Annotated in this window: 18 protein-coding genes, 4 tRNA genes and 1 pseudogene; 6 read left to right on the forward strand and 17 right to left on the reverse strand. The window is 50.0% G+C overall.

What is annotated here, in order from left to right; translation table 11 throughout:
- Positions 1-516: 516 nt before the first annotated feature.
- The 10 genes from C2M35_RS01955 to xerD all read right to left on the reverse strand — a co-directional run bounded on the left by C2M35_RS01955 (position 517) and on the right by xerD (position 8,190).
- A tRNA-Arg gene (locus C2M35_RS01955) sits at positions 517-593 on the reverse strand.
- Between the two features lie 43 nt (positions 594-636).
- Positions 637-713 (reverse strand) — tRNA-Arg (locus C2M35_RS01960).
- 47 nt (positions 714-760) lie between these two features.
- Positions 761-837, reverse strand: a tRNA-Arg gene (locus C2M35_RS01965).
- A gap of 37 nt (positions 838-874) precedes the next feature.
- Positions 875-967: transfer RNA gene (locus C2M35_RS01970), tRNA-Ser, on the reverse strand.
- A 176-nt stretch (positions 968-1,143) separates the two neighbouring features.
- Positions 1,144-1,332: a hypothetical protein gene (locus tag C2M35_RS01975; RefSeq protein ID WP_105200824.1), complete on the reverse strand. Its 189-nt coding sequence runs from the start codon at positions 1,330-1,332 to the stop codon at positions 1,144-1,146.
- Positions 1,333-1,627: 295 nt separating this feature from the next.
- Positions 1,628-3,163, reverse strand: a complete 1,536-nt coding sequence (gene lysS / locus C2M35_RS01980) for a lysine--tRNA ligase (RefSeq protein WP_105200825.1) — start codon at positions 3,161-3,163, stop codon at positions 1,628-1,630.
- A 28-nt stretch (positions 3,164-3,191) separates the two neighbouring features.
- A protein-coding gene (gene prfB / locus C2M35_RS01985) for a peptide chain release factor 2 (RefSeq protein WP_105200826.1) occupies positions 3,192-4,290 on the reverse strand; the annotation gives its coding sequence in 2 pieces (ribosomal slippage) (positions 3,192-4,214 and positions 4,216-4,290; 1,098 coding nt in all).
- A gap of 147 nt (positions 4,291-4,437) precedes the next feature.
- Positions 4,438-6,171, reverse strand: a complete 1,734-nt coding sequence (recJ, locus tag C2M35_RS01990) for a single-stranded-DNA-specific exonuclease RecJ (protein ID WP_234000007.1) — start codon at positions 6,169-6,171, stop codon at positions 4,438-4,440.
- A 254-nt stretch (positions 6,172-6,425) separates the two neighbouring features.
- Positions 6,426-7,163, reverse strand: a complete 738-nt coding sequence (dsbC, locus tag C2M35_RS01995) for a bifunctional protein-disulfide isomerase/oxidoreductase DsbC (RefSeq protein ID WP_105200827.1) — start codon at positions 7,161-7,163, stop codon at positions 6,426-6,428.
- Positions 7,164-7,275: 112 nt separating this feature from the next.
- Positions 7,276-8,190, reverse strand: a complete 915-nt coding sequence (gene xerD / locus C2M35_RS02000; protein WP_105200828.1) for a site-specific tyrosine recombinase XerD — start codon at positions 8,188-8,190, stop codon at positions 7,276-7,278.
- A 91-nt stretch (positions 8,191-8,281) separates the two neighbouring features.
- On the opposite strand from xerD, the gene fldB reads away from it, so the two are divergent.
- Positions 8,282-8,800 (forward strand): flavodoxin FldB, encoded by a 519-nt coding sequence (gene fldB / locus C2M35_RS02005; protein WP_105200829.1) that lies wholly within the window; start codon positions 8,282-8,284, stop codon positions 8,798-8,800.
- Positions 8,801-8,821: 21 nt separating this feature from the next.
- Here the strand turns inward: fldB and C2M35_RS02010 are convergent, their stop codons facing one another.
- Positions 8,822-9,547 (reverse strand): tRNA1(Val) (adenine(37)-N6)-methyltransferase, encoded by a 726-nt coding sequence (locus C2M35_RS02010; RefSeq protein WP_325034830.1) that lies wholly within the window; start codon positions 9,545-9,547, stop codon positions 8,822-8,824.
- Positions 9,548-9,585: 38 nt separating this feature from the next.
- Here C2M35_RS02010 and srmB point away from each other — a divergent pair, with 38 nt between their 5' ends.
- Positions 9,586-10,818 carry an ATP-dependent RNA helicase SrmB gene (gene srmB / locus C2M35_RS02015; RefSeq protein WP_105200870.1) on the forward strand — a complete coding sequence of 411 codons (1,233 nt, stop codon included), beginning with the start codon at positions 9,586-9,588 and terminating at the stop codon, positions 10,816-10,818.
- A 51-nt stretch (positions 10,819-10,869) separates the two neighbouring features.
- On the opposite strand, the gene C2M35_RS02020 is transcribed toward srmB, so the two are convergent.
- Positions 10,870-13,743: a M16 family metallopeptidase gene (locus tag C2M35_RS02020; protein WP_105264485.1), complete on the reverse strand. Its 2,874-nt coding sequence runs from the start codon at positions 13,741-13,743 to the stop codon at positions 10,870-10,872.
- Between the two features lie 474 nt (positions 13,744-14,217).
- On the opposite strand from C2M35_RS02020, the gene C2M35_RS02025 reads away from it, so the two are divergent.
- Positions 14,218-15,174, forward strand: coding sequence for a methylenetetrahydrofolate reductase (locus C2M35_RS02025; RefSeq protein WP_105200831.1), 957 nt, complete (start codon positions 14,218-14,220; stop codon positions 15,172-15,174).
- A 276-nt stretch (positions 15,175-15,450) separates the two neighbouring features.
- Here the strand turns inward: C2M35_RS02025 and C2M35_RS02030 are convergent, their stop codons facing one another.
- The 4 genes from C2M35_RS02030 to purL form a co-directional block, all read right to left on the reverse strand.
- Complete coding sequence (locus C2M35_RS02030) at positions 15,451-15,771, reverse strand: YdbL family protein (protein WP_105200832.1); 321 nt, start codon at positions 15,769-15,771, stop codon at positions 15,451-15,453.
- 9 nt (positions 15,772-15,780) lie between these two features.
- Entirely contained in the window at positions 15,781-15,966 is a 186-nt protein-coding gene (locus tag C2M35_RS02035; protein WP_425416044.1) for a YnbE family lipoprotein, read from the reverse strand.
- Positions 15,967-15,970: 4 nt separating this feature from the next.
- Entirely contained in the window at positions 15,971-18,406 is a 2,436-nt protein-coding gene (locus C2M35_RS02040) for a YdbH domain-containing protein (RefSeq protein WP_158677893.1), read from the reverse strand.
- Between the two features lie 170 nt (positions 18,407-18,576).
- Positions 18,577-22,461, reverse strand: a complete 3,885-nt coding sequence (purL, locus tag C2M35_RS02045; protein WP_105264487.1) for a phosphoribosylformylglycinamidine synthase — start codon at positions 22,459-22,461, stop codon at positions 18,577-18,579.
- A gap of 200 nt (positions 22,462-22,661) precedes the next feature.
- Between purL and mltF the strand changes: the two genes are divergently transcribed.
- Both mltF and C2M35_RS15705 read left to right on the forward strand, forming a co-directional pair.
- Positions 22,662-24,050, forward strand: coding sequence for a membrane-bound lytic murein transglycosylase MltF (mltF, locus tag C2M35_RS02050; RefSeq protein ID WP_233997972.1), 1,389 nt, complete (start codon positions 22,662-22,664; stop codon positions 24,048-24,050).
- Between the two features lie 60 nt (positions 24,051-24,110).
- Entirely contained in the window at positions 24,111-24,281 is a 171-nt protein-coding gene (locus C2M35_RS15705; protein ID WP_199774376.1) for a hypothetical protein, read from the forward strand.
- Here C2M35_RS15705 and tadA read toward each other — a convergent pair.
- Positions 24,278-24,784, reverse strand: coding sequence for a tRNA adenosine(34) deaminase TadA (tadA, locus tag C2M35_RS02055; RefSeq protein ID WP_105200837.1), 507 nt, complete (start codon positions 24,782-24,784; stop codon positions 24,278-24,280). The genes C2M35_RS15705 and tadA overlap by 4 nt on opposite strands.
- A gap of 142 nt (positions 24,785-24,926) precedes the next feature.
- Here tadA and C2M35_RS02060 point away from each other — a divergent pair.
- Positions 24,927-26,230 (forward strand): annotated as a pseudogene (locus C2M35_RS02060) (inosine/guanosine kinase).
- Positions 26,231-26,728: the final 498 nt, after the last annotated feature.

A 26,728-nucleotide genomic window follows, 5' to 3' on the forward strand; every position in this document is an offset into this window, starting at 1 on the left:
TTAAATCGCCTCAATGACTAAACTGAACGTTTAACAAAACGCTGAGTTCGCAAGCATTCGCGAATCACGGGCGCCTTGGGGTTCCAAGGGGCGGTTGGCGCAAACCGCCCTTTGGTTGCCGTCGCCAACGCGACAGAACAACCCTCAGTGCAAGGGAATTCATCCCTGAAGCTGTCTTCCTGTCGGCATCCATGCCTCCACCTCCTCGCGCTGCGAAGCGATGCTTCGGTCACTCGTCGCCCAACGCGACAAGATCTCAAATTGAAAACAGGTACCAACCAAATATAAAAACCTGAATTACAACAAAAGATTGCGAGTTGTCAGACTGAAGTCTGACCTACAATTCCTGTTTCAAACAACGAGGCTGTGGGAAGCTTTGAGATAAGAGAGGTGTGGTCTAGATTGGAAATCAACGAACCTCGGAGGTTCGCAGCCGCATGCGTTCACTGAAATTTAGGCATAAAAAAACCAACTTTCGTTGGTTTCTTCTCACTTCCCTCTAATAAAGAAAAGAAGTGGCGGACGCAGGAGGATTCGAACCTCCGACCGCCTGGTTCGTAGCCAGGTACTCTATCCAGCTGAGCTATGCGTCCGTTATGTTCTTGAACCTTAGGTTCTAATTTGTCACTTGAATTATGGCGGACGCAGGAGGATTCGAACCTCCGACCGCCTGGTTCGTAGCCAGGTACTCTATCCAGCTGAGCTATGCGTCCGTTTCATAAAAAAGTGACTTTAGATAAAAGACCATCTTGAAGAAAGATGGCGGACGCAGGAGGATTCGAACCTCCGACCGCCTGGTTCGTAGCCAGGTACTCTATCCAGCTGAGCTATGCGTCCATATCTAAATACAAAAACAACACCATTTAAAAATAAATGGCGGAGAAGGAGGGATTCGAACCCTCGATAGGGCTACAAACCCTATACACCCTTAGCAGGGGCGCGCCTTCAGCCACTCGGCCACCTCTCCGTCTTTGTGGGGCGTATAATAAAGGCTTGAGCAAATATGTCAAACACTTTTCTATGAAAATCAGCCTATCTGCTCAGAGATTGCGCAGCTGGCTATTTATGGCATAAAAAATGGCCTTAATGGGCCATTATCTCGCTACTTTTATTCTTTTGCCCGCCCCAAACAGGCTTGGAAGATTAAGCGCCGTTACCCAGTACCAATAAAGGAATGCCCTGTGTTTTTGCCTTGTCGTCCAAGTCGTTGTCCAGCTCGCGTAAAATCTGATCGCAGTAACCCTGACGTTCAAACTCGATAATGCAGGCGCGATAGTAAGCGGCGCGCTTGTCGTCCTTGGGTATTTGGGGCAAAAACTCTTCGTAATCCATTACATTATTCCTATTGTCGTTATTACGCACTTTTTGACCGACTTCTCTTACAGCGCTAAAGGGCTCTAGGTACTAGCAGAAAATTGTAGTGCATTTACTTTAGGCGCACAGTAGGAATAAAAGCTTGTTTTTACCAAGATAAAAATAAAGCCAATGAAAATCAAGCAGATAGATATATTTTGATAGTCTATGACAGTGTTTTTAGGCCTTAACAAGTTGGTTTTTGCGATATATCGCACAAGTAAGATCCAAAAACGCGGCCTTAGCCGCGTTTTTAAGAGTTAGACGTTATTAATTAGTCTTGCTCTGGGCGCATATGCGGGAACAAGATCACGTCTTTAATCGTTGGTGAGTCAGTGAATAGCATCACTAGACGGTCGATACCAATACCCTCACCCGCCGTCGGTGGTAAACCGAATTCAAGGGCGCGGATATAGTCTTCATCGAAGTGCATGGCTTCATCATCACCGGCATCTTTTTCTTCTACCTGACGGGCAAAACGTGCAGCCTGATCTTCGGCATCGTTCAACTCAGAGAAACCATTGGCAAGTTCACGACCACCGACGAAGAACTCAAAACGGTCGGTCACGAATGGGTTGTCGTCGTTGCGACGGGCCAGTGGTGATACTTCCCACGGGTACTCGGTGATGAAGGTAGGTTGAATAAGCATGTGCTCAGCCGTCTCTTCGAAGATTTCACACATGTACTTGCCCGCACCCCATACGCAGTTTTCAGGGATCTTCACGTGTACTTGCTTAGCGTACGCAATCAGCTGTTCCATGTGGTTCTCAGGGTCGGCAAATACCGCCGCATCGAACTCTGGGTTGTACTTCATGATGGCATCGGCCATGCTCAAGCGCGTGAACGGCTGACCGAAATCGTATTCTACGCTATCAACCACTTCACCATCGGCATTCTTCGTGGTGTTTACAATCGTTGTTGTGCCCAACACATCTTGTGCCACTGTACGTAGCATGTCTTCTGTGATGTTCATCAGGTCATTGTAATCCGCGTACGCTTGGTAGAATTCAATCATGGTGAATTCTGGGTTGTGGCGCGTTGACAGACCTTCGTTACGGAAGTTGCGGTTGATCTCGAATACACGGTCAAAACCGCCTACCACTAAACGCTTCAGGTAAAGCTCAGGAGCGATACGCAGGTACATATCGATATCCAGGGCATTATGGTGGGTTACGAATGGACGTGCCGAGGCACCGCCAGGGATAACCTGAAGCATAGGCGTTTCCACTTCCATAAAGTCACGATCGGCAAGGAAACGACGAATACCTTCAATTACCTTAGAACGAATACGGAAGGTCTCACGAGTATCCATGTTGGTGATCAGATCCACATAACGCTGACGGTATTTGGTTTCCTGATCCGACAGGCCGTGGAACTTCTCTGGCAATGGACGCAGTGACTTGGTCAGTAGTTCATACTCCTGCATATCAACGTAAAGGTCGCCTTTACCCGATTTATGCAATGGACCAGACACGCCAATGATGTCGCCGATATCAAGCTGACCGTATTTTTCTTTCAGATCTTTTTGTACGTCTTTTGAAGCATATGCCTGAATGCGGCCTTTCATATCCTGAAGAACAAGGAAAGGACCACGCTTGGCAAGAAGACGACCGGCAACGGCAACTTGATGGTCTAGCTCTACCAGTTCTTCTTTCGATTTATCACCAAATTCTGCTTGAAGATCAGCTGTGTAGTGTTTTCGGCGGAAAGTATTCGGGTGGCCGTTTGCACTACAATTTTCGCGAATAGCGTCGAGCTTGGCGCGACGCTCTGCAATTAATTTGTTTTCGTCTTGGATTTGATCTGTCATTTTCTAGCTCTATTAATTTGGCGTTAAATTACAGCCCTGATTTCAGGCTTGCTTCAATAAACTTGTCGAGATCACCGTCTAATACGGCTTGGGTATTACGGTTCTCAACTCCGGTGCGCAGGTCTTTAATACGCGAATCATCAAGGACATAAGAGCGAATCTGTGAGCCCCAGCCGATGTCTGATTTGGCATCTTCCTGCGCTTGCTTCTCGGCATTTTGCTTTTGCAACTCAAGCTCAAACAGCTTGGCTTTAAGCTGTTTCATCGCCTGGTCTTTGTTTTTGTGCTGCGAGCGGTCATTCTGACACTGCACCACGGTATTGGTCGGCAAGTGAGTAATACGTACCGCAGATTCGGTACGGTTAACGTGCTGACCACCGGCTCCCGATGCACGGTATACATCGATACGCAAATCGGCCGGGTTAATATCGATTTCAATGTTGTCATCGATCTCGGGATAAACGAATGCCGAGGCAAACGAAGTATGACGACGACCACCCGAATCGAACGGACTCTTACGCACTAAACGGTGGACGCCTGTCTCTGTACGCAGCCAGCCATAGGCATATTCACCACTGATCTTCACCGTGGCGCCCTTGATACCGGCCACATCACCGTCGGTTGCTTCCACGATCTCGGCCTTAAAGCCTTTCGCTTCGGCCCAGCGTAAGTACATACGCAGCAACATGTTGCACCAGTCTTGCGCCTCGGTGCCGCCTGAGCCTGCCTGCAGATCCAGATAGGCATCATTGCTATCCTGGTCACCACTAAACATGCGGCGGAATTCAAGCTGTTCCAGGTGGGCGTTGAGGTCTTCAAGCTCGCTTTGCGCCTCGGCAAAGGTTTCCTCGTCTTCGGCTTCAACCGCCAGCTCAACAAGACCTTCAACATCGTCGGTACCAGTTTCGAGTTTCTCTATGGTCTCAACAATGGCTTCCAGGCTCGATTTTTCTTTACCTAGGCCCTGAGCGCGCTCTGGCTCATTCCACACCGCTGGATCTTCAAGTTCGGCATTAACTTCTTCTAAACGCTCTTTCTTGTGAGCATAGTCAAAGATACCCCCGAAGAAGCTCAGTACGTTCGCGAATTTCCTTGATTTGGTTAATCACAGGATTCACTTCAAACATGCATGTTACTCCGCAAAAAATAGACTCACGCCCGCTTAAAATTGGCGCGTCGATAAAAGCGCTCGATTTTAACAAATAATTGTCGAATTTATTAGCGCTTTTATACGAATTAGTACAATTTTATTGGCCCTGGTTTGGGCCGTGTGATCAGCCGCGTTTTTGCATTTCCCGCACTATTAATTGCAGCGAGAACTGACCACGGAACTCATTGATATCGAGCTGATAAGCCAGATGTACATAACGCACCTGAGTATCGGGCCAGGCACGCACATCGATATTAAAGGCAATGGCATCGACAACCCGACCACTTTGATGGCGCAACACCAGCTTCAGGTGCTTCTCCCCCACGATCCTTTGTTGCAAGAGCTCAAAGGTGTGCTCAAACACCGGTTCGGGAAAATGCTGGCCGAAAGGGCCGGCCTGGCGCAGCAGTTCGGCAAAATCGAGTGAGAAGCAATCCGCCGGCAATTCACCATCGGTAAGCAAGACGCACTCCTTGGCTTCCTCGGTAAGCTCTTTGGCCACCTCGGCAACAAAAGCCTGCTGGAACTCGCTAAAGCGGGCTTCTTCTATGCTTAAGCCCGCGGCCATAGCATGACCGCCAAACTTGATGATCAAACCCGGATGCTGGGCATCGATATGGGCCAGCACATCGCGCATATGCACGCCGTCAATAGAGCGACATGAGCCCTTAAGCTGACCATTGTCTCCAGCGGCAAAGATAGCGGTAGGCCTGTGGTGCTGCTCTTTTAAGCGCCCGGCAAGAATGCCTATCACCCCTTGGTGCCAGTCCTGTTGATACAAACACAGGGCATCGGGAGCCTGATTCGTGCCCAAAGAAAGTTTGCTCAGCGCTGCCTGCGCTTCTTGCTGCATACCCTGCTCGATTTCCTTACGCTCGGCGTTCAGGGCATCGAGTTCACCGGCAATACGCCGGGCCTGATTGAGCTCAGGTGCCAATAAACAGGCGATACCCAGGCTCATATCATCCAAGCGCCCGGCGGCATTCAAACGCGGCGCCAGGGCAAAGCCAAAATCGCTGGCGCTTAAACGAGCGCGGTTGCGTCTGGCCACTTCAATCAAGGCATCGATACCCGGGCGGGTACGACCGCTGCGAATGCGCGCCAACCCCTGATACACCAAGGTGCGGTTATTGGCATCGAGCGCCACCACATCAGCGACCGTGCCCAGCGCTACCAGGTCCAACAAATTACCTAAATTCGGCTCTGCCTGTCCTTGTTGTTCATACCAATTCGCTTCACGCAGGGCATGGCGAAAGGCAATTAAGAGATAAAAGGCGACACCCACGCCAGCAATGGACTTGGATGGAAACTGACAGTCGTGACGATTGGGGTTCACTATGGCATCGGCATTGGGCAGGCGCTCACCCTGCAAGTGGTGGTCGGTAACCAGTACCTTGATACCCGCTTCTTTGACCCGGGCTATGCCGTTGATGCAGGAAATACCGCTGTCGACCGTGATCACCAGATCCGGCGCTAGGGTAATAATATGCTCCGCCAGCTCAACACTCAGACCATAACCAAAGTTAAAGCGGTCGGGCACCAGGTAATCGAGCCGGGTAAAGCCAAACATCTGTAAGCCCTGCATCAGGGTCGCGGTACTGGTGGCGCCATCGGCATCGAAGTCGCCGACAATGAGTACCTTTTCCTGCTTTTGCAGACTTGTAAACAGCAGCTCTGCGGCTTTGTCTATATCGCGAAATAAGCGAAAGTCATGCAAGGTGGTGACGCTGTTATCTATCTGCGCCGGGTCGCTGACTCCCCGTGCCGCATAGAGTTGACGAATAACTGGGTGTAATTGAGCGCTAAGATGAGAATCATCCACGCGCTGACGGGCGGTAATGGTAGTTTGCGCCTGCAAGGCTCGACTCCATATTTTTAATAGCAATTCTGTTACCTAGCTAAGCATTCTCGCGGGCTAAATATCATGCTCACTGCGTTAGAATATTTCCATGTAGAATAGCTACATAAGAAAAATCCCGCCTTGTTAGCACATCATTTATCCAGCGCTATATCTGCTCACATACTTAACAGGATTACTATAAAGATAAAAAAACAGGCCTGCCGCTAAAGCAACTAGTGCGCTCTAGCTAAGCAGACCCAATAATGATCTTATTAAGATTTAGATTTTATCTGGTCAATGGCAACACTGATGGCGGCAGCCGGTTGATAGCCAGGGATCATACTGCCGTCAGACAGGATAATTGCCGGCGTACCACTGATACCAAAGCTTTGTCCTAGCTGGTAGTGCTCCGCCACCGGGGCATTACACTGCTTCACTTCTTCCGGTTTCGCACCGGCTTTAGCCTCGGTCAGGGCTTTTTGCTGATCCTCGGCACACCAGACATTCATAAGATCTTTATAGCCTTGTGAACCCATGCCGCCACGAGGGAAGCCCAGATACTGAACCGTAATACCGGCTTCAAGGTAATCCTCTAACTCACGATGCAACTTACGGCAGTAACCACAGGTGATATCGGTAAATACGGTGATCTTGCCTTTTTCTTTGTCGGCCTTGTAGACGATCATCGAATCTTTATATTGCTCCACCCCTTCAAGACGCACACCGCTTAGCGCCGCCTCGGTCAGGTTTTCTTTGTTTTTGACATCAATCAGGGTGCCCTGCAACAAGTAACGGCCGTCGTCACTGGCATAAAATACGCCGCGGTTGGTGATCACTTCAACCACACCGTCCAGAGGCGTGGTATTTACTTTCTTGGCGTTCAGACCCAATTGTGCAAACTGGGCTTTCACTGCACTGTTACCTTCAGCCACCGATTGCGCCGCCGAAACACTGACGCTGGTTGCCGCACTAACACCGGCCAGGGCCAGTGCGATAAATACTTTTTTCATAATATATGTCTCTAAAAACTTCTAGTCATACTACCTAGACCGTGAATCAGCGATAAAATTCACGCCCTACGCGTTATGCCCTCAACCTAAGCCAACTAGCTAAGCCCGTGACCTAAGCCCGAGGGTGATGAGTTTGATGCACTAATTTTAGTCGTTCGTTGGCCACATGCGTATATATCTGTGTGGTCGACAAATCGCTGTGACCCAGCATCATCTGCACTACTCGCAGGTCGGCACCATGATTAAGCAAGTGAGTTGCAAAGGCATGACGCAGGGTGTGCGGCGACAGATCTGATTTAATGTTCGCCAACATAGCATAGTGTTTAATGCGATGCCAAAAGGTTTGCCTTGTCATACCGATACCGCGCTTGGAGACAAAGACAAAATCCGTGGCATGTTTTATCAATGCCGGGCGGGAAAATTTCAAATAGCGCGCCAGCCAATCGAGCGCTTCTTCGCCCATGGGCACTAGGCGCTCTTTACCGCCCTTGCCCTTTACAAAGACCACCGCCTGATTCTGGTTTACATGCTCTAATCTCAGACCGATCAGTTCGCTGACACGCAGTCCTGTGGCATAAAGCAACTCTAACATGGCTCTGTCGCGCAGGCCCATGGCATCCTCGCAATCGGGGGCTGCCAGTAGCGCCTCCACATCTTCCTCGCTCAGGGTTTTTGGTAAGGATTGCATGGCCTTAGGGCGGCTAATGGTTTCCAAAGGCGAGCGCGTCAAACGCTTGTCGGTGATCTGATGTTGATAAAAGCGTTTTAAGGCACTGATACTGCGCGCCGTACTGCGCGGGCTTAAGCCGAGATCAACCCGATAGGCCAGATATTGCTCCACCTCTTGCGTATCTACATCAAGCAAGGCTTGGGGGGCGATAAAGTCGCTGAATTTTTTTAAATCGGTGCGATAGGCGGACAAGGTGTTGTCGCTGGCGCCGCTTTCAAGAAACAAGGCATCCAAAAATTGCTCAATATGCTCTAGGTTATCCGGGTTTGGCGGCTGCTTACTCACATCAATGGCCATGCAGATTTAGGTTAATTGCATCATATCAGATAGATACTCGGGGCACGATACGTTAGACTTCGCCCTATCAATGACAAGCGATGTGAAAACAATGAAGATTGGTTTATTTTACGGTTCGACCACCTGCTACACAGAAATAGCGGCGGAAAAAGTCCGCGATATTATCGGTGCAGACGTTGTTGATCTCTTTAATATTAAAGATGAACCGCTGAAAACAGCCGAAAATTATGATTTTGTCATTTTTGGTATTTCCACCTGGGACTTCGGCGAAATTCAGGAAGACTGGGAGTCGCACTGGGATGATATCAAGGATGTAAACCTGGCGGGCAAGGTGGTAGCCCTGCTCGGTATGGGGGACCAACAAGGCTATGGCCAGTGGTTCCAGGATGCGCTGGGCATGCTCCATGATGAAATCGCGCCACAAGGGGTGCAATTTATCGGTTACTGGCCCAACAGCGATGAATATGAGTTTGAAGCCTCTAAGGCGCTGACAGAAGATGGCTCACACTTTGTCGGTCTGGCCCTGGATGAAGACAGCCAGTACGAAAAAAGCGATGATCGCATTGCCACCTGGGTGGAGCAGATCATGACCGAATACGCCGAGCTGTAAGCTACTTAGGCTTTGTAAACTTTAGAAGCGTAAATAAAATTCACGGCACAGGTGGCGATAGTCCTCACTGTAATCGTCGCCTGCGTGGATCACCAGCTGCTGCTTTTCACTCTCCCCCGCTTGCCAGCTAAATTGCATTAGCCAACGACTGACTTCTTTGCGCTCGGTGCTTTTTACTTCGCACAGGCGCCGTAAATGCCCGCCCGCCTGCTCGGCTAACTGTACTAGCTGTTGTCCTTGCTCACGAGGAAGAATCACCGCCAACTCAGTGTTTACATGGCCTACCCTTTGCCATAGGTCTATCAGCGCCGAAAACGGCAGACTGTCGGTATGACGCGCCAAATTACGCTTATCGTCTTGTGCCTTTAAGGCATTATCAAAATAAGGCGGATTACTGATCAGCAAATCAAACTTGCGCTCACTGTCAAAATGCTGCGCATCGCCCTGCGTTATTTCTATCTCCGGCCAGGGACTTGCCGCCACATTACTCCTTGCCTGGGCGCAGGCATCCGGCTCTATATCCAGGGCTCGCACATCAGAGTGGGGCGCACGCTGCTTACACATTAATGCCAGCAATCCGGTGCCCGTGCCTACATCCAATATTTGCTGCGCCGAGCCCAGCTCCGCCCAGGCTCCGAGCATAATACCGTCGGTGGAAACCTTCATGGCGGTGCTGCATTGCGCGATAGAAAACTGTTTAAACTGAAAACCTGCCACTTTAGACCTTTGTGTTTGAGCATGTGCCACGTATAATTGCCTTAATTGTCCATCATTTTGACTCCTTTATGCAATTTGCCGATTTTGATCTTGATACCGCGCTACTCAACGCCATTGACAGCCTAGGTTTTACTAAGCCCACCAGCATTCAGCAACTGGCTATTCCAGAAGCGCTGGAAGGCCGTGATGTCCTTGCCTGCGCCCCGACCGGCACCGGCAAAACCGCGGCGTTTTTGATCCCCGCCATTCAGTACCTGTTGGACCATCCGCGTCGTAACCCAGGTTTCGCCCGCGTCTTGATCATGACCCCAACCCGTGAGCTGGCCTACCAGGTACATGAGCAATGCGAAAAGCTGGCGGCAGACACACATTTAAAAATCGGTGTGGTTACCGGCGGTATCAACTACGGCACGCATAAAGAGATCTTTGAAAAGAATAACGATATCCTGATCGCCACACCGGGGCGCCTGATGGAATATCTGGACACAGAAAACTTCCACGCCGAAGATGTAGAGCTGCTGATTTTGGACGAAGCGGACCGCATGCTGGACATGGGTTTTCGTAAGGAAATGCTGCGCATTTGTGAAGAAGCGAAAAACCGCCGTCAATGTATGCTTTTCTCTGCCACCCTTGAAGGTGACAGCGTCGCCAAGTTCTCCGAGCGCATCTTAAACGAGCCGGCACAACTGGAGGCATCGCCTTCACGTTCTGAGCGCGGTAAGATTTTGCAATGGGTGCACCTGGCCGATGATTACGACCATAAACTCAAGCTCTTGGTGAACTTGCTACAGCAAGAGAGTGTTGAAAAAGCCATTGTCTTTGTGAAAACCCGTGAGCGCCTGGAAAAGCTGGTTGGCGAGTTATTCACTCATGATATCAAGACCACCTGGTTGCGCGGTGAAATGCCACAGGATAAACGTATGGCGGCCATGGCCAGCTTCCACAGCGGTCGCACCAAGATCTTGATTGCCACAGATGTTGCCGCCCGTGGTATTGATGTTAACGACATCAGCCATGTGTTCAACTTCGATATGCCACGCAGCGCCGATGTCTATGTACACCGCATTGGCCGTACCGCCCGCGCCGGTAAAAAAGGCACCGCCATCTCCTTGGTTGAAGCCCATGAAGTGGCCATGTTAGGTAAAATCGAACGCTACACGGATCAGGTGCTAAAGCGTCGTAAGATCAAAGGCCTGGAGCCGCAGCACAAAGAAGCCAAGCTGCCGCCGAAGAAGAAAAAAGATCCGGAAAAGATGAAGGCCAAACGCAAAAAAGCCAAGTCCAAGGCAAAAAAGAAATAACCCATTAAAAAAGCCGCTCGATTGAGCGGCTTTTTATTGTCTCGGTTCTACTTACTTAAACACTTCTTCCAAAGGCACAACCTTGATGTTTTTGCTTGGAATAGCCAGCTTGTAGCTTTCGATTTGCTTATCTTCGGCCACTAGTTCCGCTGGTTTTTCGGTGTTGTATTTAAGCGGTGAAACCTGCTCGTTCGCTAAACGCGCCTTCATATCTTCACCATCACCACTGACAAACACATAATGAATATTATCTGTTTGCAGGTTCCCGCGAATAACGCGGTTTACATCCGCCACAGTGAGTGTTTCCAGCTGTGAGCGCACATAGTCGGCGAAGTTATCAGTGCCATAGAACTGGCTGTCTAAGGCGTAACCTAGCTGACGGTTTTGGCTTGCCACCAACTGCGGCAAAAAGTTAGTCAGGAAGTTACGGGTAGCGTTAAAGTCTGCCTCGCTCATACCCTGGCTGATCAGCTTATCCAGCTCGCGCAGTGCGGTACGGGTAGCAAAGTGGGCATCGTTATTTGAGCGCAGCGGACGCAACCAGACCTGGAAGATCTGCTCGGAGCGACCCAGGTTAGCATCCGGCTTGGTTTGGAACATGCCGCGCGGGAAGTACTCGATGTAGGCGTAGTCACCATAGTTCATACCACGCACCTGGCGAATACGCTCATACAGCTTGGCATTTGAGTTACGGTGCTCACCCAGGAAGGAACGAACCAACCACAGCGCCGTCCAGTCTTTGCTTGAACGCGTAGTCTCAATTGGGAAACCAAAAGACACGGCGGTCGACTTAGCACTCTTTTCAATAATGGTGGCATGATGGCCGATCAGTGCAGGCGCATCCGGGATATCTAGGCGGGCTTGATCACCGGCTGGCAACCCCTGCAGGTCACTCATCATCTGCGCTTTCACCTTTTCAGGCACGGCACCAATAAGGCCCAGATGCAGATTACGCTGAGTGAAGTTCTTCGCGTAGAAAGCTTTAACATCATCCAGGGTCAAGGCTTCTAAGTCAGACAAGTCACCGTAGTTGTAGGCGCCATAAGGGTGGCCCTGATACAGCTCGGCGTAGAGTACTTCTTTACCTAGCTCTTCATCGTTAGAAGCTTTAAGGCCCGACTCAATGCCGTCGATCAGCTCTTTCTTTAAACGAGCGAAGTCGTCTTCACGAAAGCCCGGGTCTAGCAGTTGGTCGCTGACCAGCTCATACCACTGCTCGGCGTTATCCTTGTGGATGCGACCATGCAGTGAGATCATTTCCTTATCGATTTGATAAGCAAAGCTGCCGGCAATTGGGTAAAGAGCTTTTTGAATTTCCTTGTAGCTCATCGACTGGCTGCCGCCCTTGGCCAGCATGGCCGCAGTTAAGGCCGCCACACCCTTTTTACCTTCAGGGTCGGCCGCAGCGCCGGTGTAGAATAACCAGTTTACGTCAACCAGTGGCGAGCTGTTGGTTTTATCCAGCACGGTAAATAGCTGCTCTGTCGGCTTATTGTTGATATCAGCTACCAAGGTATCAAGCTGCACTTCGGCGTCAAAACCTGCGACTGCATCCTTGGCCGACATGGTGACCGTAGTGCGGTTGTTGTCGGTGAAGTACTGATTAGCAATGGCACGAATATCTTCAGCACTGACACTGTCGGCACTTTGATACAGGGCGTTGATCACCTCAGGGTCGCGCTCGAAGTGCATATAGCTGGCAAGCGTTGATGCGATCGCCTGCGATGAGTCCAGGCTGTTAATAAAGCTGTATTTAGCATTTGATTTCAATGCCGCCAACTTGCCTTCATCTACCAGCTCTGTGCGCGCCTGGGCATAGGTTTGATTAATGGCATCACGCACCACTGCCAGGTTCTCTTCGTCATCCACCTTAACGAATACATGCAATAAGCCCGGATCTTTGGTTTCCGGGTTGTAGGTAAACATTTGCGAAGCAATCTGCTTTTCTACCACCAGCTGTTGGTATAGCTCTGAGTTTTCAGAGAAGTAAAGCTGTGACAGCAGATCCAATGCGGCGCGGTCCTTGGTATTGGGGTTCCACACGGTGCCCTTGTAAGAAACCAACAGCCAGTGACCCGGTAAGCCCTCATACTGCTCATGTACATAACGCGGTGCTGCTTGCTTTGGCTCCACCGGAATATCGGCCTGATAGTCGCCACGCTGCCAGTTACCCCAGTGCTTTTTCACCATGGCAATGGTTTCTTTAGGGTCAACATCGCCGACGATAACTAGAGACACATACTCTGGCTTGTAGAAACGCTTAAAGAAGGTTTGGCCGTATTCACTTTGATCCGGCATGGCTTCGATATCTTCAAAGAAGCCCATGGTGGTGTGCTCATAGGTGTGCTTATCGAAGGCTTCTTTGCGCACCGCCGCCAACAGTTTGCGAATTGGGCTGGCATTGTTCTTAAGGTATTCGCCCTTAACCGTCAGCGCCTCGGTGCGGAACTGCTCTTCGCTGTACCTGAGGTTTTGAAAGACATCGGCCTTGATTTCCAGCACCTTGTCTAAATGCTGCTTAGAGAAATTAAGGTGGTAATTGGTGTAATCATTGGTGGTGTAAGCGCGGTTATCAACACCTGAGTTTTTCATGATATCGGCGTAGACATCTTCCGGGAATTTTTCCGAGCCCTTAAACATCATGTGCTCGAAGAAGTGAGCAAAACCTGTTTTGCCTTCTTCTACCTCGTTACGTGAGCCTACAGAAACTGGGATCTGCAGCGACACCACATCGGGATAATCGGTTTTTACCACCATCACCCGCAGACCATTGTCTAGCTCTTCTAATACATAGTCCTGGGCAAATACTTTATTGTTCTGTTGCGCCGTTGCCGCAGCGGTACTTGTTTGCGTTGTCTGCGTGCTTTGACATCCGCCTAGCGCAAGCGCCAGGGCAATGCCCGAGGCAATAACCGATAGTTTCATCTTCCTATCCTTTAAGTCTGATTGTTATCTGATTTTTGATCCAATCCATTATGCAATAAATTCACCCAATGCGCGTAACCGACGGCTCATTTTGCTGTAAACAAATGTGTCAAAGGGGCGATGAGTGACCGAAGCCCCGCTTCGCAGCGCTCGGAGGTGGAGGCAGGGATGCCGACAGGAACCCAGCTTCATGGACGAATTATATGCACGATGGTTATGAACTCCCTCTTTGGTTGCCGTCGCCAACGCGACAAGATCTTAATTTGGAGACCGCAGTTGAGAAAGTCATTTGTAGGTCAGTGCTGTGCGCCGACAAGGTGAGAATGGTGCATATTTGTCGGCCTGGAAGGCCGACCTACAAGGCAACATGAATGAAATTCAACATTCATGAGTAAGTTTCACCAGAAAAAGGCTGTTTAGACGTCTAAATGGCTGTTATAGTAATTCCATTAACCGCATATGGGAATGAGGATCATGGCGCTAACACTGCAAGAGAAAATTGAAGACCCCCGCCAAGGGGTATACCTTATCGGCACTACACCACCGAAGACAGGTACGGACGATGGTAAGCTGCAAGCCATTGCCGAGAAGCTATTGGGTCGCTTGCATGAAATCGAGTACGACGGTGTTATCGTTTATGACATTCAGGATGAAAGCAGTCGCACCAATGTACCTCGCCCTTTCCCGTTTAAAGAAACCATAGACCCACGTCATTACAGTGGCTTACTACGTCGCTTGTCGCAACTCGATGTGATCACTTATAAGAGCGTTGCCCAGCGCAGCGCCGGTGAGTTTAATCAGTGGTTAGATACCACCTATCAGGAATATAAACTTAATAACCTGGTGTTGGTCGGCAGCCCATCCTCAACCGGTGAAGTTAAACTAAGCCTAAATGATGCTTATACCCATATTGATGCACACGACCATGATTTCTTTTTAGGTGGTGTAACCATAGCCGAGCGCCATGCCAGCAAGGGTAATGAACACGAGCGTCTGCTGACGAAGACGGAGCAAGGTTGTAAGTTCTTTATCTCGCAAGCTGTCTACAATGCGCAAGCGACCATAGATTTGATCACCAGTTATGCCCGCAGTTGTCGCCAGCAAGGGCTGACACCGCAACGTATTATTCTGACCTTTACGCCCTGCGGCGGTGAAACCACCTTGGACTTTATGGAGTGGTTAGGCATTTCCGTGCCCGAAGCGACCAAGTGGCGCATGCTCGATGCAGACAACACCTTAAGTGAATCGGTGCGGATTTGCCGCGAGAACCTGGATTTAATTCTGCGCAGCTGTGCCCATTTAGGCGTGCCTTTAGGCTTGAATATTGAGTCTTTAACCAACCGTAAAGAAGAGATCGATGCGTCGATTAATCTTTACCGTTTGCTTAAAGCGACCATGGAGCTGAGCCTGGCCGAGCGCCTTATCGCTTAAGCCGTAAGCTAACATTAGCGATTTACCCATCATACCAATTCTGTTAAGTATGTGATCAGAGATAGCGCTGGATAAATGATATGATAACAAGGCGGGATTTTTCTTATGTAGTTATTCTACATAGAAAAATTCCAACACAGTTAGCATGATATTTAGCCCGCTAGAATGATTAGCTATTTAAGTGAATTGGTAACCTTCTTTTGCCCATAAAAAAACAGCGCCATGTTCTGCATAGCGCTGTTTTTTTATTTTTTATTTTTTATAGGTGCTTGGTTGTTACTTTTTACGCCACTGGCCATCGACCTTAACCATGTGTCCGGCGGCAGTCTTTTCAATGGCTTTAGCACCGGCCAGAGCTTCAACCTGACTTAGGCTAATGCCGTTTTTCTTGGCCATGGCCAGGTATTTGGCCTTTCGCTTAGCATTGATCTCGGTGATCAACTGCTGCGCCTCGGCAGAGGTGTGCACCAACTCCAGGTAACCAGTACTGGTTTCACCGACTATGCCCTGATCTTTAGCCTGATCTAAGGTTAGCGCCCAAGCACTAAAGGCCAACATGGTCGCACTGAGTAACATGGTCCATTTAACTAGTTTCATATTCGCCTCCTAAAATAGCTCGCTGTCGTCACCGAAAAGCTCATCGAGCTCTTTGTCTACTTTAACGCGGATTTCATGATCCACTTTAACATTTAGGTTGATGGTGATCGGCTCTTTACTTTCCACCTCGACCTTATGGGTACAGCCCATTAAGGTTAACGCGCCGACCAAGGCCACCAGCATTCGCGTACTCATTGCTTTACTCCTTCGCTTGATACTCTCGCTCTACTCTTTTGGTGATTTCGTCACTTAAGCGCAGCGCTCTGAATAGGGTATAGATATTTTCCTGATGATTATAGTTAAAATTAACTTCTTGTTGATGCTCGGGATTTTCTCCCTTTAGTTGCATCGCCATAGTTAACCAACCATCATGGGTTAAATCAACATCGGCATTAATACTGTTAATATCCAAGTTTTCCAACATGGCCAACATGGGCCCTAACTGTTGCTGCTGCTCCTTGACCGCATTAAAGGCGGCGTTGTTATCTATGGTCAGCTTGCCCGCGGCCTGGGAATAGATACGGCCATTTTCTATGCTCACCCCCTGCTCGTTAAAACGCAGCGGCAACTCTGCGGCCAACAACCCTTTCACACTAATGCCCTGCTGTGGCTCCAGGGCCAAAACATTTTCGGCACGGATCCCATCAAGGCGCAGCAGGGCCGGTTTGCGTTCCTTTTCCAGCCCAGTTAAATAGAGTTTATCCAAGGCAAAACGGCCATCGAAGAGCTTGCCCTGCACCTGGCTGACATAGAGATCCTTATCCATCCCCAGCTCACCAGATACCTCTTTAAGTATCGGACCGGCACGCACTTCACTTAGGGTAAACTTAGTCGTTTCGAGCTGAAGTGCGCCTGAATTCACACTGCCTGTGGGGGCCATGTTAAGAGACTGAGCCAGGTAATTCTGATACAAAATCTCGGCGTTATTAATATCCATTTGCCAGTCAAAGCGCTCTAGCAGCGCATCACCCTCAAGGTGCAATGACATGGTGCCGCCGCCGAACACCAGTTCGGGCTCAAGCTGCTGTACCAAGGGCATAAAAGAGCTCAGTTCGGTGTCATTAACAACCAGATTCAAGGCATGGGCGTTGTCGCTCCAATTATGTTTAAGTAGCGCCTCAACTCCTTGCCAAGAAGCAAGGTGAGTACCCCCGATAACTCGGCCGATGGCTAAATTGCTATCGAGCTTCAGGCCGCTTACACGCACACCTTTAACCTCAAGATCCGCTACCTGACTTTGCACCTCCACCTTAGCCTGTCGCTCGCCATTACCGAGCGCATTAGCACCGATTTGATATTGCTGCGTCAGGGTACGCGCCTTCAACTGCGGGCTGTTAAGCACAGCTACCGATGTGGTGAGTTCGGCTTCTACCTGGCCATCAAGATCCAGGGCTGCATCCAGGGTCAGCGCCAGGCTCTTTAACTGATAATCCTGATAGCTTAAGGCGGGGGTTTTTACATCAGCGCGCATCCACCCGGAGCCCAGATAATCGTAACCAAACTGGCCTTGTGCCTGCAGCGGCTGATATTCGAGTTCGGGTTGCGGCGGCAATGCTACTTGACCTAGGAAGTGCCCCTGCACTTGCTTATCGGTCAGGGTGCCCTGGCTTTGCAGCGAGCCGATACTGGCCAATTGCGCCGCCAACAGATACTCACTGCTTAAGGTCAGGGTTTGCCAGTTGCCCTGGCTGTTGTTTGCTTCAATAAGCACGGATTGCCCTCCCGCCCGGTTAGCCATGCTCAGCTCAGGCAAGTTAAACTCACCGTTCATATGCACTGTTAATGGCTGTCGGCTATTAAGCTGCCAGCGAGTTTCGGCCAACTCTCCCAGGTAGGCGCTGTACTTATCAAGTGCCTGACAATGACTCAAAGCTCCGAGCTCGGTACTCAGCTGTTGTGCCGTAATAAGGTATTGCTGCATATCCTCGGATTGAATATGCACCTGGCCCCGACTGGCGAGCTGCCATAAACAATGCGGCTCGCTGCGCAGCTCACCATCAAGATGCAGGGCTAAAGTTGCATCCAGGCTATTACCCCAAAACTCGCCTTTGAGCGCTAATTGGGCCACATCCGCATGCCAGTCCAGGGCATGATTTTGCTGCGTTTTAATATACTCGCCCAACACCTTAGTGAAATCACGAGCAAGGGCTACGTCTACCTCAATGGCATCAGCTTTGAGCAACCATTGGCCCTGGATATCACCCGTGATTTGAAAATGATTGATTTGGGTTTCTTCAATAGCAAAGGTCATGGGGCGACTGAAGTCGACAAAGCTGACCTTGGCTTCGGCTATGCTCAGTAAAGGTCTTTTTAGGGGCAGCAATAAGGCCAAGGGTGCCGGTTGCCAGGGGCTGGCTTGTTTATCCTGGTCATCATCGCTGGCGATGGGACCCGCTTGAACATGGGCTCTCGCTATATGCAGGGCCGTCGGCGTTAGGGTGACGTCTTCCAAGGTCAAAGAATGACCCTGATATTCGAGGCACAGCCGGTCGGCATCTATGGCTAACAACTGGGAGCCCCATTGCCAGCGCGCGCAGGTCAGCGTGGCGCCCTGATGCTGTAAATAATGCTTGGCCAGCATATGGGTGAGTTCGCTGCGAAACCCATAGGCCACCGCAAGCGCGGTGACAAGCACTAAGATTACTCCAAGTAATATTAAAAAAGCCTTCCGCAGCATAGCCTTCCTTTAGCTTAACCTTTGGCTTAATACTAACACGGAGAAACTGAATACGCCGCACACAAAAAAGGCTGCAAATGCAGCCTTTTTGTTATCTTTGGTAATTAACCCAAAAATTAATCCAGGTGTTAGCCAATGTGCTTACGTGCGTTACGGAACATACGCATCCATGGGCTATCTTCTTTCCACTCATCCGGGTGCCATGAGTTGGCCACGGCGCGGAATACACGCTCTGGGTGTGGCATCATTACTGTTGCACGACCATCGGTAGAAGTAATACCCGAGATTGCCTCTGGAGAACCATTCGGGTTCGCCGGATATTGCATGGTTGGGTTACCGTAGTTGTCCACGTATTTAACCGCAACTGTGCCTGAGTTAACCGCAGTTTGGATTGCCGCATCGTTTGCGAACTCGGCACGACCTTCACCGTGAGAAACAGCGATAGGCATACGTGAACCGGCCATGCCATTGAAGAACACAGACGGGCTGTCTTGTACTTCAACTAGGGCAACACGGGCTTCGAAACGCTCACTTTGGTTGGTTACGAAACGTGGCCAGTGCTCTGTGCCTGGGATCAATTCGCGTAGTGTCGACATCATCTGACAGCCGTTACATACACCAAGGCTGAAAGTATCTTGACGCTCAAAGAAGGTTTGGAACTGCTCGCGAGCCATGTCATTGAATAGAATCGACTTAGCCCAACCTTCACCGGCACCTAGTACGTCACCGTATGAGAAGCCACCACAAGCTACAAGGCCTTTGAACTCTTCAAGAGTCAAACGACCTTCAAGGATGTCGCTCATATGTACGTCGATGGCCGCAAAGCCGGCACGGTTAAATGCCGCCGCCATTTCAACGTGAGAGTTAACACCCTGCTCACGCAAGATAGCCATTTTCGGCTTAGCACCGGTAGCAATGTAAGGCGCAGCAACATCTTCATTGATGTCGAAGCTTAGCTTCACATTCAGACCAGGGTCTTTCGCATCCGCTTTTGCGTCATGCTCTTGCTGTGCACAAGCTGGGTTGTCACGTAGAGACTGCATCTGATATGTAGTTTCAGCCCAGGCTAGACGAAGCTCGGTACGGCTGTTATCAACAAGTGCAGCACCACCGCGCTTGATGATTAGCTGGTCGGCATGGTTCAAGGTACCAATCTCGTGGCTCATTGCCGCAAGACCGTGATTAGCAAGTACCGCTTTAACCGCATCCAAGTCGCTATTGCGAACCTGAATAACCGCACCTAGCTCTTCGTTGAATAGCACTTCAAGGTCAGAACCGACTAGCGCGTCTAGTTCAAGCGTCACACCTGTGTGACCAGCAAACGCCATTTCCGCAACGCTTACGAATAAACCACCGTCTGAACGGTCATGGTAAGCAAGTAGTTTCTCTTCGCTTACCAGCGCCTGCATGGCTTCGAAGAAGCCTTTTAGTAGCTCTGGGCTATCAACGTCAGGGGTCTTATCGCCAAGTTGCTTGTAAACCTGTGCCAGGCTAGATGCACCCATACGGTTTTGGCCAGCGCCCAGGTCGATAAGCAGCAAGGTTGACTCGCCTTTGTCGGTACGAAGCTGAGGCGTTACCGTTTTACGAATGTCTTCAACACGACCAAACGCAGTGATAACCAGTGACAATGGCGCAGTTACCGCCTTGTCTTCACCATTATCCTGCCATGTGGTCTTCATCGACATTGAGTCTTTACCAACAGGGATAGTCAGGCCAAGTGCTGGACACAGCTCTTCACCCACGGCTTTTACCGCTTCGTAAAGACCCGCATCTTCACCCGGGTGACCCGCTGCAGCCATCCAGTTTGCAGATAGCTTGATGTTGTTTAGTGAACCTATATCTGCACAAGCGATGTTGGTCAGTGACTCGGCTACCGCCAGACGAGCGGAAGCACCAAAGTTAAGCAGTGCAGCAGGGGTACGTTCACCCATAGACATGGCTTCACCATGGTAGGTATCAAATGCAGCGGCTGTTACCGCACAGTTTGCTACCGGCACCTGCCAAGGGCCAACCATCTGGTCGCGCGCAACCAAACCGGTTACCGAGCGGTCACCAATGGTGATAAGGAAGGTTTTCTCTGCAATCGCAGGTAAACGAAGTAAACGTTGAACCGCGTCTTTTACTGTAATCTGAGCAGTCTCTAGCGCTTCACCTTGTGCTTGTTTTGACGTTACGTCACGGTGCATCTTAGGTGCTTTACCAAGTAGCACTTCAAGAGGAAGATCTACCGGGTTGTTGCCAAAGTGTGAGTCGGCAACACGCAGGTGACGCTCTTCGGTCGCTGTACCAATAACCGCATATTGTGCGCGCTCACGCTTACAGATTTGCTCGAAACGTTCGAAGTTTTCTACTGCTACTGCAAGAACATAACGCTCTTGTGATTCGTTACACCAGATTTCGTGTGGCGCCATGCCCGGCTCATCGTTTGGTACATTACGAAGTTCGAAAATACCACCACGGCCACCGTCGTCTACCAACTCAGGGAAGGCATTTGATAGACCGCCTGCGCCCACATCGTGGATAAATGCGATTGGGTTGTCATCACCTAGTTGCCAACACTTGTCGATCACTTCCTGACAACGACGCTCCATTTCTGGGTTTTCACGTTGTACAGAGGCAAAGTCCAGGTCTTCGTTAGACTGACCCGAGGCCATAGATGAAGCAGCACCGCCACCCAGGCCGATGTTCATCGCTGGGCCACCCAGTACGATTAGCTTAGCACCAACAGGGATTTCACCTTTTTGTACGTGCTCGGTACGGATATTACCCAGACCACCGGCGATCATGATTGGCTTGTGGTAACCACGCACTTCTTGACCATTGTGGCTGTTTACTAATTCTTCGTAGGTACGGAAGTAACCTAGTAGGTTTGGACGACCAAATTCGTTGTTGAACGCCGCGCCACCCAGTGGGCCTTCGATCATAATATCAAGGGCTTCAACGATACGACCCGGCTTGCCGTACTTGGTTTCCCACGGCTGTTCAAAGCCTGGGATGCGTAGGTTAGATACGGTGAAACCAACCAGACCCGCTTTTGGTTTAGAACCACGGCCCGTTGCACCTTCATCACGGATTTCACCACCAGAACCGGTAGAGGCACCAGAGAAAGGAGAAATAGCCGTTGGGTGGTTGTGAGTTTCAACCTTCATCAGGATTTCGATGTTTTCCTGATGATAAGTGTATTCACCAACAAAATCAGGGAAGAAACGACCCGCTACCGAGCCCTTCATTACTGCGGCGTTATCTTTATAAGCAGATAATACGTTTACGCTGTTTTGCTCGTAGGTGTTTTTAATCATTTTGAACAGCGATTTAGGCTGCTCTACGCCGTCGATAGTCCAATCGGCGTTAAAGATCTTGTGACGACAGTGCTCAGAGTTAGCCTGGGCGAACATAAATAGTTCGATGTCGTTCGGGTTACGACCTAGCTTCTGGAAGTTCTCAACCAGGTAGTCGATTTCGTCGTCCGCTAAGGCAAAGCCCTGCTCAACGTTTGCTTTTGCTAGCGCTTCACGGCCACCGCCAAGAATGTCAACCGATGACATTGGGCGCGGCTGCTCATTGGTGAACAGCTTACTGGCTTCTTCAAGTGTGCTATGTGTCGCTTCGGTCATGCGGTCGTGTAGCAGAGCAGAAACCTCTTGCTGCTGCTCGACGCTTAAGTCACCTTCAACATAGTAGGCGATACCACGCTCGATGCGGTGAACCTGAGTTAGACCGCAGTTATGGGCGATATCGGTGGCCTTAGAAGCCCAAGGTGAAATCGTGCCTGGACGCGGTGTTACCAGGATCAGCGTACCTTGCGGCTCGTGCTCTGGAATATGCGGCCCGTAAGTCAGTAGCTTCTCAAGTTTAGTGTGCTCGTCGGCACTTAACTCTGCTTTTAGGTCAGCAAAGTGCATAAACTCGGCATAGACATCAGTTACGGGAAGGTTAGCTTGCTTACACAGAGTAAGCACTTTTTGAACGCGAAAATCGGAAAGTGCTGGCGCACCGCGAAGGATCAACATAGGTATTATCATCCGGGGTTAAGGATTGAACGACAGTTGCCGCGCATTATACTTAATTTCCCTTAAAATGCGAGTTAAAGGGCGCGCGACAAGGACGATTGTCCGCATTTAATGATGTTACTCGTATTGCCGCAAAGTAGTGGTGACGCAAGGCCTTGGTTTTGTTATAAGAGTAGCTTACAAAGCGACAGGGGCTGGCTGTGAGATTATTTTTGTTATCAATTGCTTTAGTGGCACTTTTTGGCTGTAGTGAGCCACAACAACCAACGCAACTGGAACATATTTATCACACCAAAACCCTAAGAGTGGGTACCTTGGCCGGCGCCAGTAATTATTACCATGGCACTCAGGGCGAGCAAGGCTTTGAATATGAGTTGGCGCAGGAGTTTGCCGACTATATGGGGGTTGAACTGGATATAGTGCCCTTTTTCAGCCTCAGTGATATGTTTGCGCGCCTAGATAACGGCTCCCTTGATTTAGTCGCCTCGGGGATCGGCTACTCACCGAGCCGGGCCGAGCACTATCGCTTTGGTCCAAGCTATCGCACCATCAGCCAGAAACTGGTGTATAAACAAGGGCGCCCTCGCCCTCGGGATTTCGAAGACCTGGAAGGCAAGCTCACCGTCTTAGCGCGCAGCAGCCACTCGCAAAGTTTGCTCAGAGCACAAAAGCAATTTCCGCAACTCACCTGGGATGAAACAGATGAGCTGGATGAAGCCGAATTGCTGCAGGCCATTATCGATGGCGAAATCGATTACACCCTGGCGGACTCTCATACCCTGGCGCTGTTTCGCCGTTATCACCCCAATCTCAGCATCGGCTTTTCGGTCACCCGTAATGACCCCATAGCCTGGCTGATGCGCAAAGACGATGATGATTCTCTTTATGCCCTGATGATAGAGTTCTTCGGCGAGGTAAAAGAAAATAGTCGTCTCTATGCGTTAGAAGAAAAATACTTTGGTCATGTACGCCAGTTCAACTATGTGAATACCCTGGCCTTTATTGAGGCCGTGGCCGATACCCTACCTAAATACGCGCCTTGGTTTAAGCAATATGCCCATGAGCTCGACTGGCGTTTGCTGGCGGCGCTTAGTTACCAGGAGTCGATGTGGGACCCCCGCGCTAAATCCCCCACCGGGGTTCGCGGTATCATGATGCTGACCCTGCCCACCGCCAAGCAGGTGGGGGTTAAAAATCGTCTTAAGCCGGAACAAAATATTGATGGCGGCGCCAAGTATCTGCGCTATTTACTAGAACGGGTGCCGGATCGTATTCCACAACCGGATCGCACCTGGTTTGCCTTAGCTTCTTATAATGTCGGCTGGGGTCATGTGAACGACGCCCGAGCCTTAACCGAACGCGGCGGTGACGATCCGGACAAATGGGCCGACGTTAAAAAATACCTACCGCTGCTGGTGAAGAAACGCTATTATCGAACAACAAAGTATGGTTATGCGCGTGGAGATGTTGCCGTAACCTACGTAGATAATATAAGGCGCTACTACGACACCTTAGTGTGGTTAGATGAAAACCAAGCTCTGGATGTCGCTGATGCCAGCGCCACGGAAGAATCAGCAGGAATGCCATAAAACTGTCACTTAAACGTGATGTTATGGTAGCTCTCCCCTCTCACTTTCAGGAGTAGTACTATGTTGAAACGTCGTAGAACGCATAGCTTTAAACAACGCGTGCAACTTTCTAGTGCCAAACGTCGTCGCGTATTAAGAAAGAACACTCACAGTAAAATCCTCTGGCGTTGCCGTATGTTTGCCGCCCAGCAAATGGAAGAGCTAGAGCAACAGCGTATGGCGGAGTCTTAATTCTCCTCCGTGCGCTGCTGTCGCGCTTTCTTCAATTCTTTATGCTCTTGCCGACGACGTTTAAAAAACGCCGATAACTGCGCCGAACATTCCTCAGCCAGTACCCCCGAGGTCACCTCAAGCTGATGGTTTAAGCGCGGCTCCTGTACCAGATTCATAATCGACCCCGCCGAGCCGGTTTTAAGATCCGTGGCACCAAAGACCAAACGGTCGATACGACTATGCACCAAAAGCCCGGCACACATGGAGCAAGGCTCTAAGGTAACGTAGAGGGTACAATCAATCAGACGGTAGTTATTGAGCACTTCCCCGGCAGCGCGAATCGCCATCATTTCCGCATGGGCGGATGGGTCGTTCAAGGTGATAGATTGATTCCACCCCTCGGCAATCAGCTGGTTATCCTTCACCACCACCGCGCCAACGGGAATTTCTCCTATTTGTTCAGCACGTTGTGCACAAGCCAATGCTTTTTGCATCCAGTACTTGTCATCAAATTCACTCATATTCGCTCAAATAGCTACAATAAAGCGGTGATTATATCGCTATTTCGGGCAATTTTATAAGCCATGGCATAGCCTGCGAGGGCTAATTTAGGCTATAATTCGCCGCTTTTTTTGTTCTATGAATACCGCAAACGGGTAAGTCATGAAGTTTCCTGGTCGTCGAAGACACAAACATTATTTTCCGGTGGAAGAGAAAGATCCACTTACTAATCAAATCAATGCCGAGTCGCGCCTTAAACGCAGCTACATTGTCGGTATTGATCAGATCGTGGTCGATATTGAAGCCAAGGTCGATTTAGCTTTTCTTGATGAGTTTGGTCTACGTCGAGGCATGTCTCAGGTGATCGACAGTGAAACCACCAATGCCTTGTACGATCGTCTTAAACTCAACGAGATGATCGACTACGAGTTTGCCGGTGGCACCATAGGCAATACCATGCACAATTATTCTGTGCTGGCCGATGATCGCTCGGTATTGCTTGGGGTTATGAGTGAAAACATCAAAATAGGCAGCTATGCCTATCGTTTTCTCTGCAATACCTCAAGCCGTGTTGACCTGGATTATCTGCAGCCCGTGGATGGCCCTATCGGCCGCTGCTTTACCCTGATCGATGAAAGTGGTGAGCGTACCTTTGCCATCAGTGCCGGACTAATGAACCATCTTCGTCCCGAGTCCATAGATAAAGAGCTTATCCAAGACTCTTCGGCCCTAGTGATCAGCGCCTACCTTATGCGTACTCAAGGAGCTGAAACCATGACCGACGCCACCATGCAGGCGGTAAAATACGCCAATGATGCCGGCGTCCCCGTGGTACTGACTCTGGGCACCCGCTTTTTGATCGAACAAGACCCCACATGGTGGGCTGAGTTTGTGCAAAAGCACGTTGATATCCTCGCCATGAATGAGGAAGAAGGGGAAGCCATCACAGGTTTTGAAGATCCCCTATTGGCCGCCGATAAGGCCTTGGACTGGGTTGATCTGGTGATCTGTACCGCAGGCGAAAAAGGCATGTTTATGGCCGGTTATGTCGATGAGTCATGCCAGCGTGAAACCGAGTATCCGTTATTACCTGGCGCCATTGCCGACTTTAATCGCTACGAGTTTTCCCGTGCCATGCGCAAGCAGGACTGCGACACTCCGATTAAAGCATACAGCCATACCGCTCCGTTTATGGGTGGACCGGACAGCATTAAAAACACCAATGGTGCCGGCATTGTGCCCTGGCCGCCGTGCTACACGATATCAGCGCGAATGAATATCATAAGTTGAATGTGCCCAACTCGGCCAAGCATGAACATGCAGCGATCACCTACTCGTCTTTGGCGCAGATCAGCAAGTATGCAAACCGTGCCAGCTACGAAGTATTGGTACAGCATTCTCCACGCTTAACCCGTGGTCTACCAGAACGTGAAGATTGTTTAGAACAGGCCTACTGGGAACAGTAAGTAATTCTTCTGAACCATTATATTAAGCCGCTTTTATAGCGGCTTTTTTGTTGCCCGCCAAACCAGCCATGTTATGGCTCCATCTTTGCCGCCTTGGATTGTAGGTTGGCCTTTAGGCCGACAATAGGCAACGCAGGTGCAGTGACCTAGCGGCCTGATAAACCATTGCCGTTCACCCCGTTGCAGGTCGGGGTTTACCCCGACAAAGAGGACTATAGTAGAGCAATACAGGAGCATAGTGCCGATAACCCCAAAAAGGTGCAGATCCATGCCGCAATGTCGGCCTAAAAGACCGACCTACAAACGCAAAAAACCCGCTGCATTGCTGCAACAGGTTTCTTTAATTAGGCGAAGTAAGACCGAAGCACAGCTTCGCAGCTTACTGAGGTGAGGTCATGGATGACCGAAGTAACCAAGCTACAGGGAAGTATTGTTAAAACAGCTCTGTTTACCAGCCTTCTGTGATCAACATCCAAGCGGGTTTAATATTCTGCTTTT

This window comes from Pseudoalteromonas sp. T1lg76 (assembly GCF_002964725.1).
GTDB lineage: Bacteria > Pseudomonadota > Gammaproteobacteria > Enterobacterales > Alteromonadaceae > Pseudoalteromonas.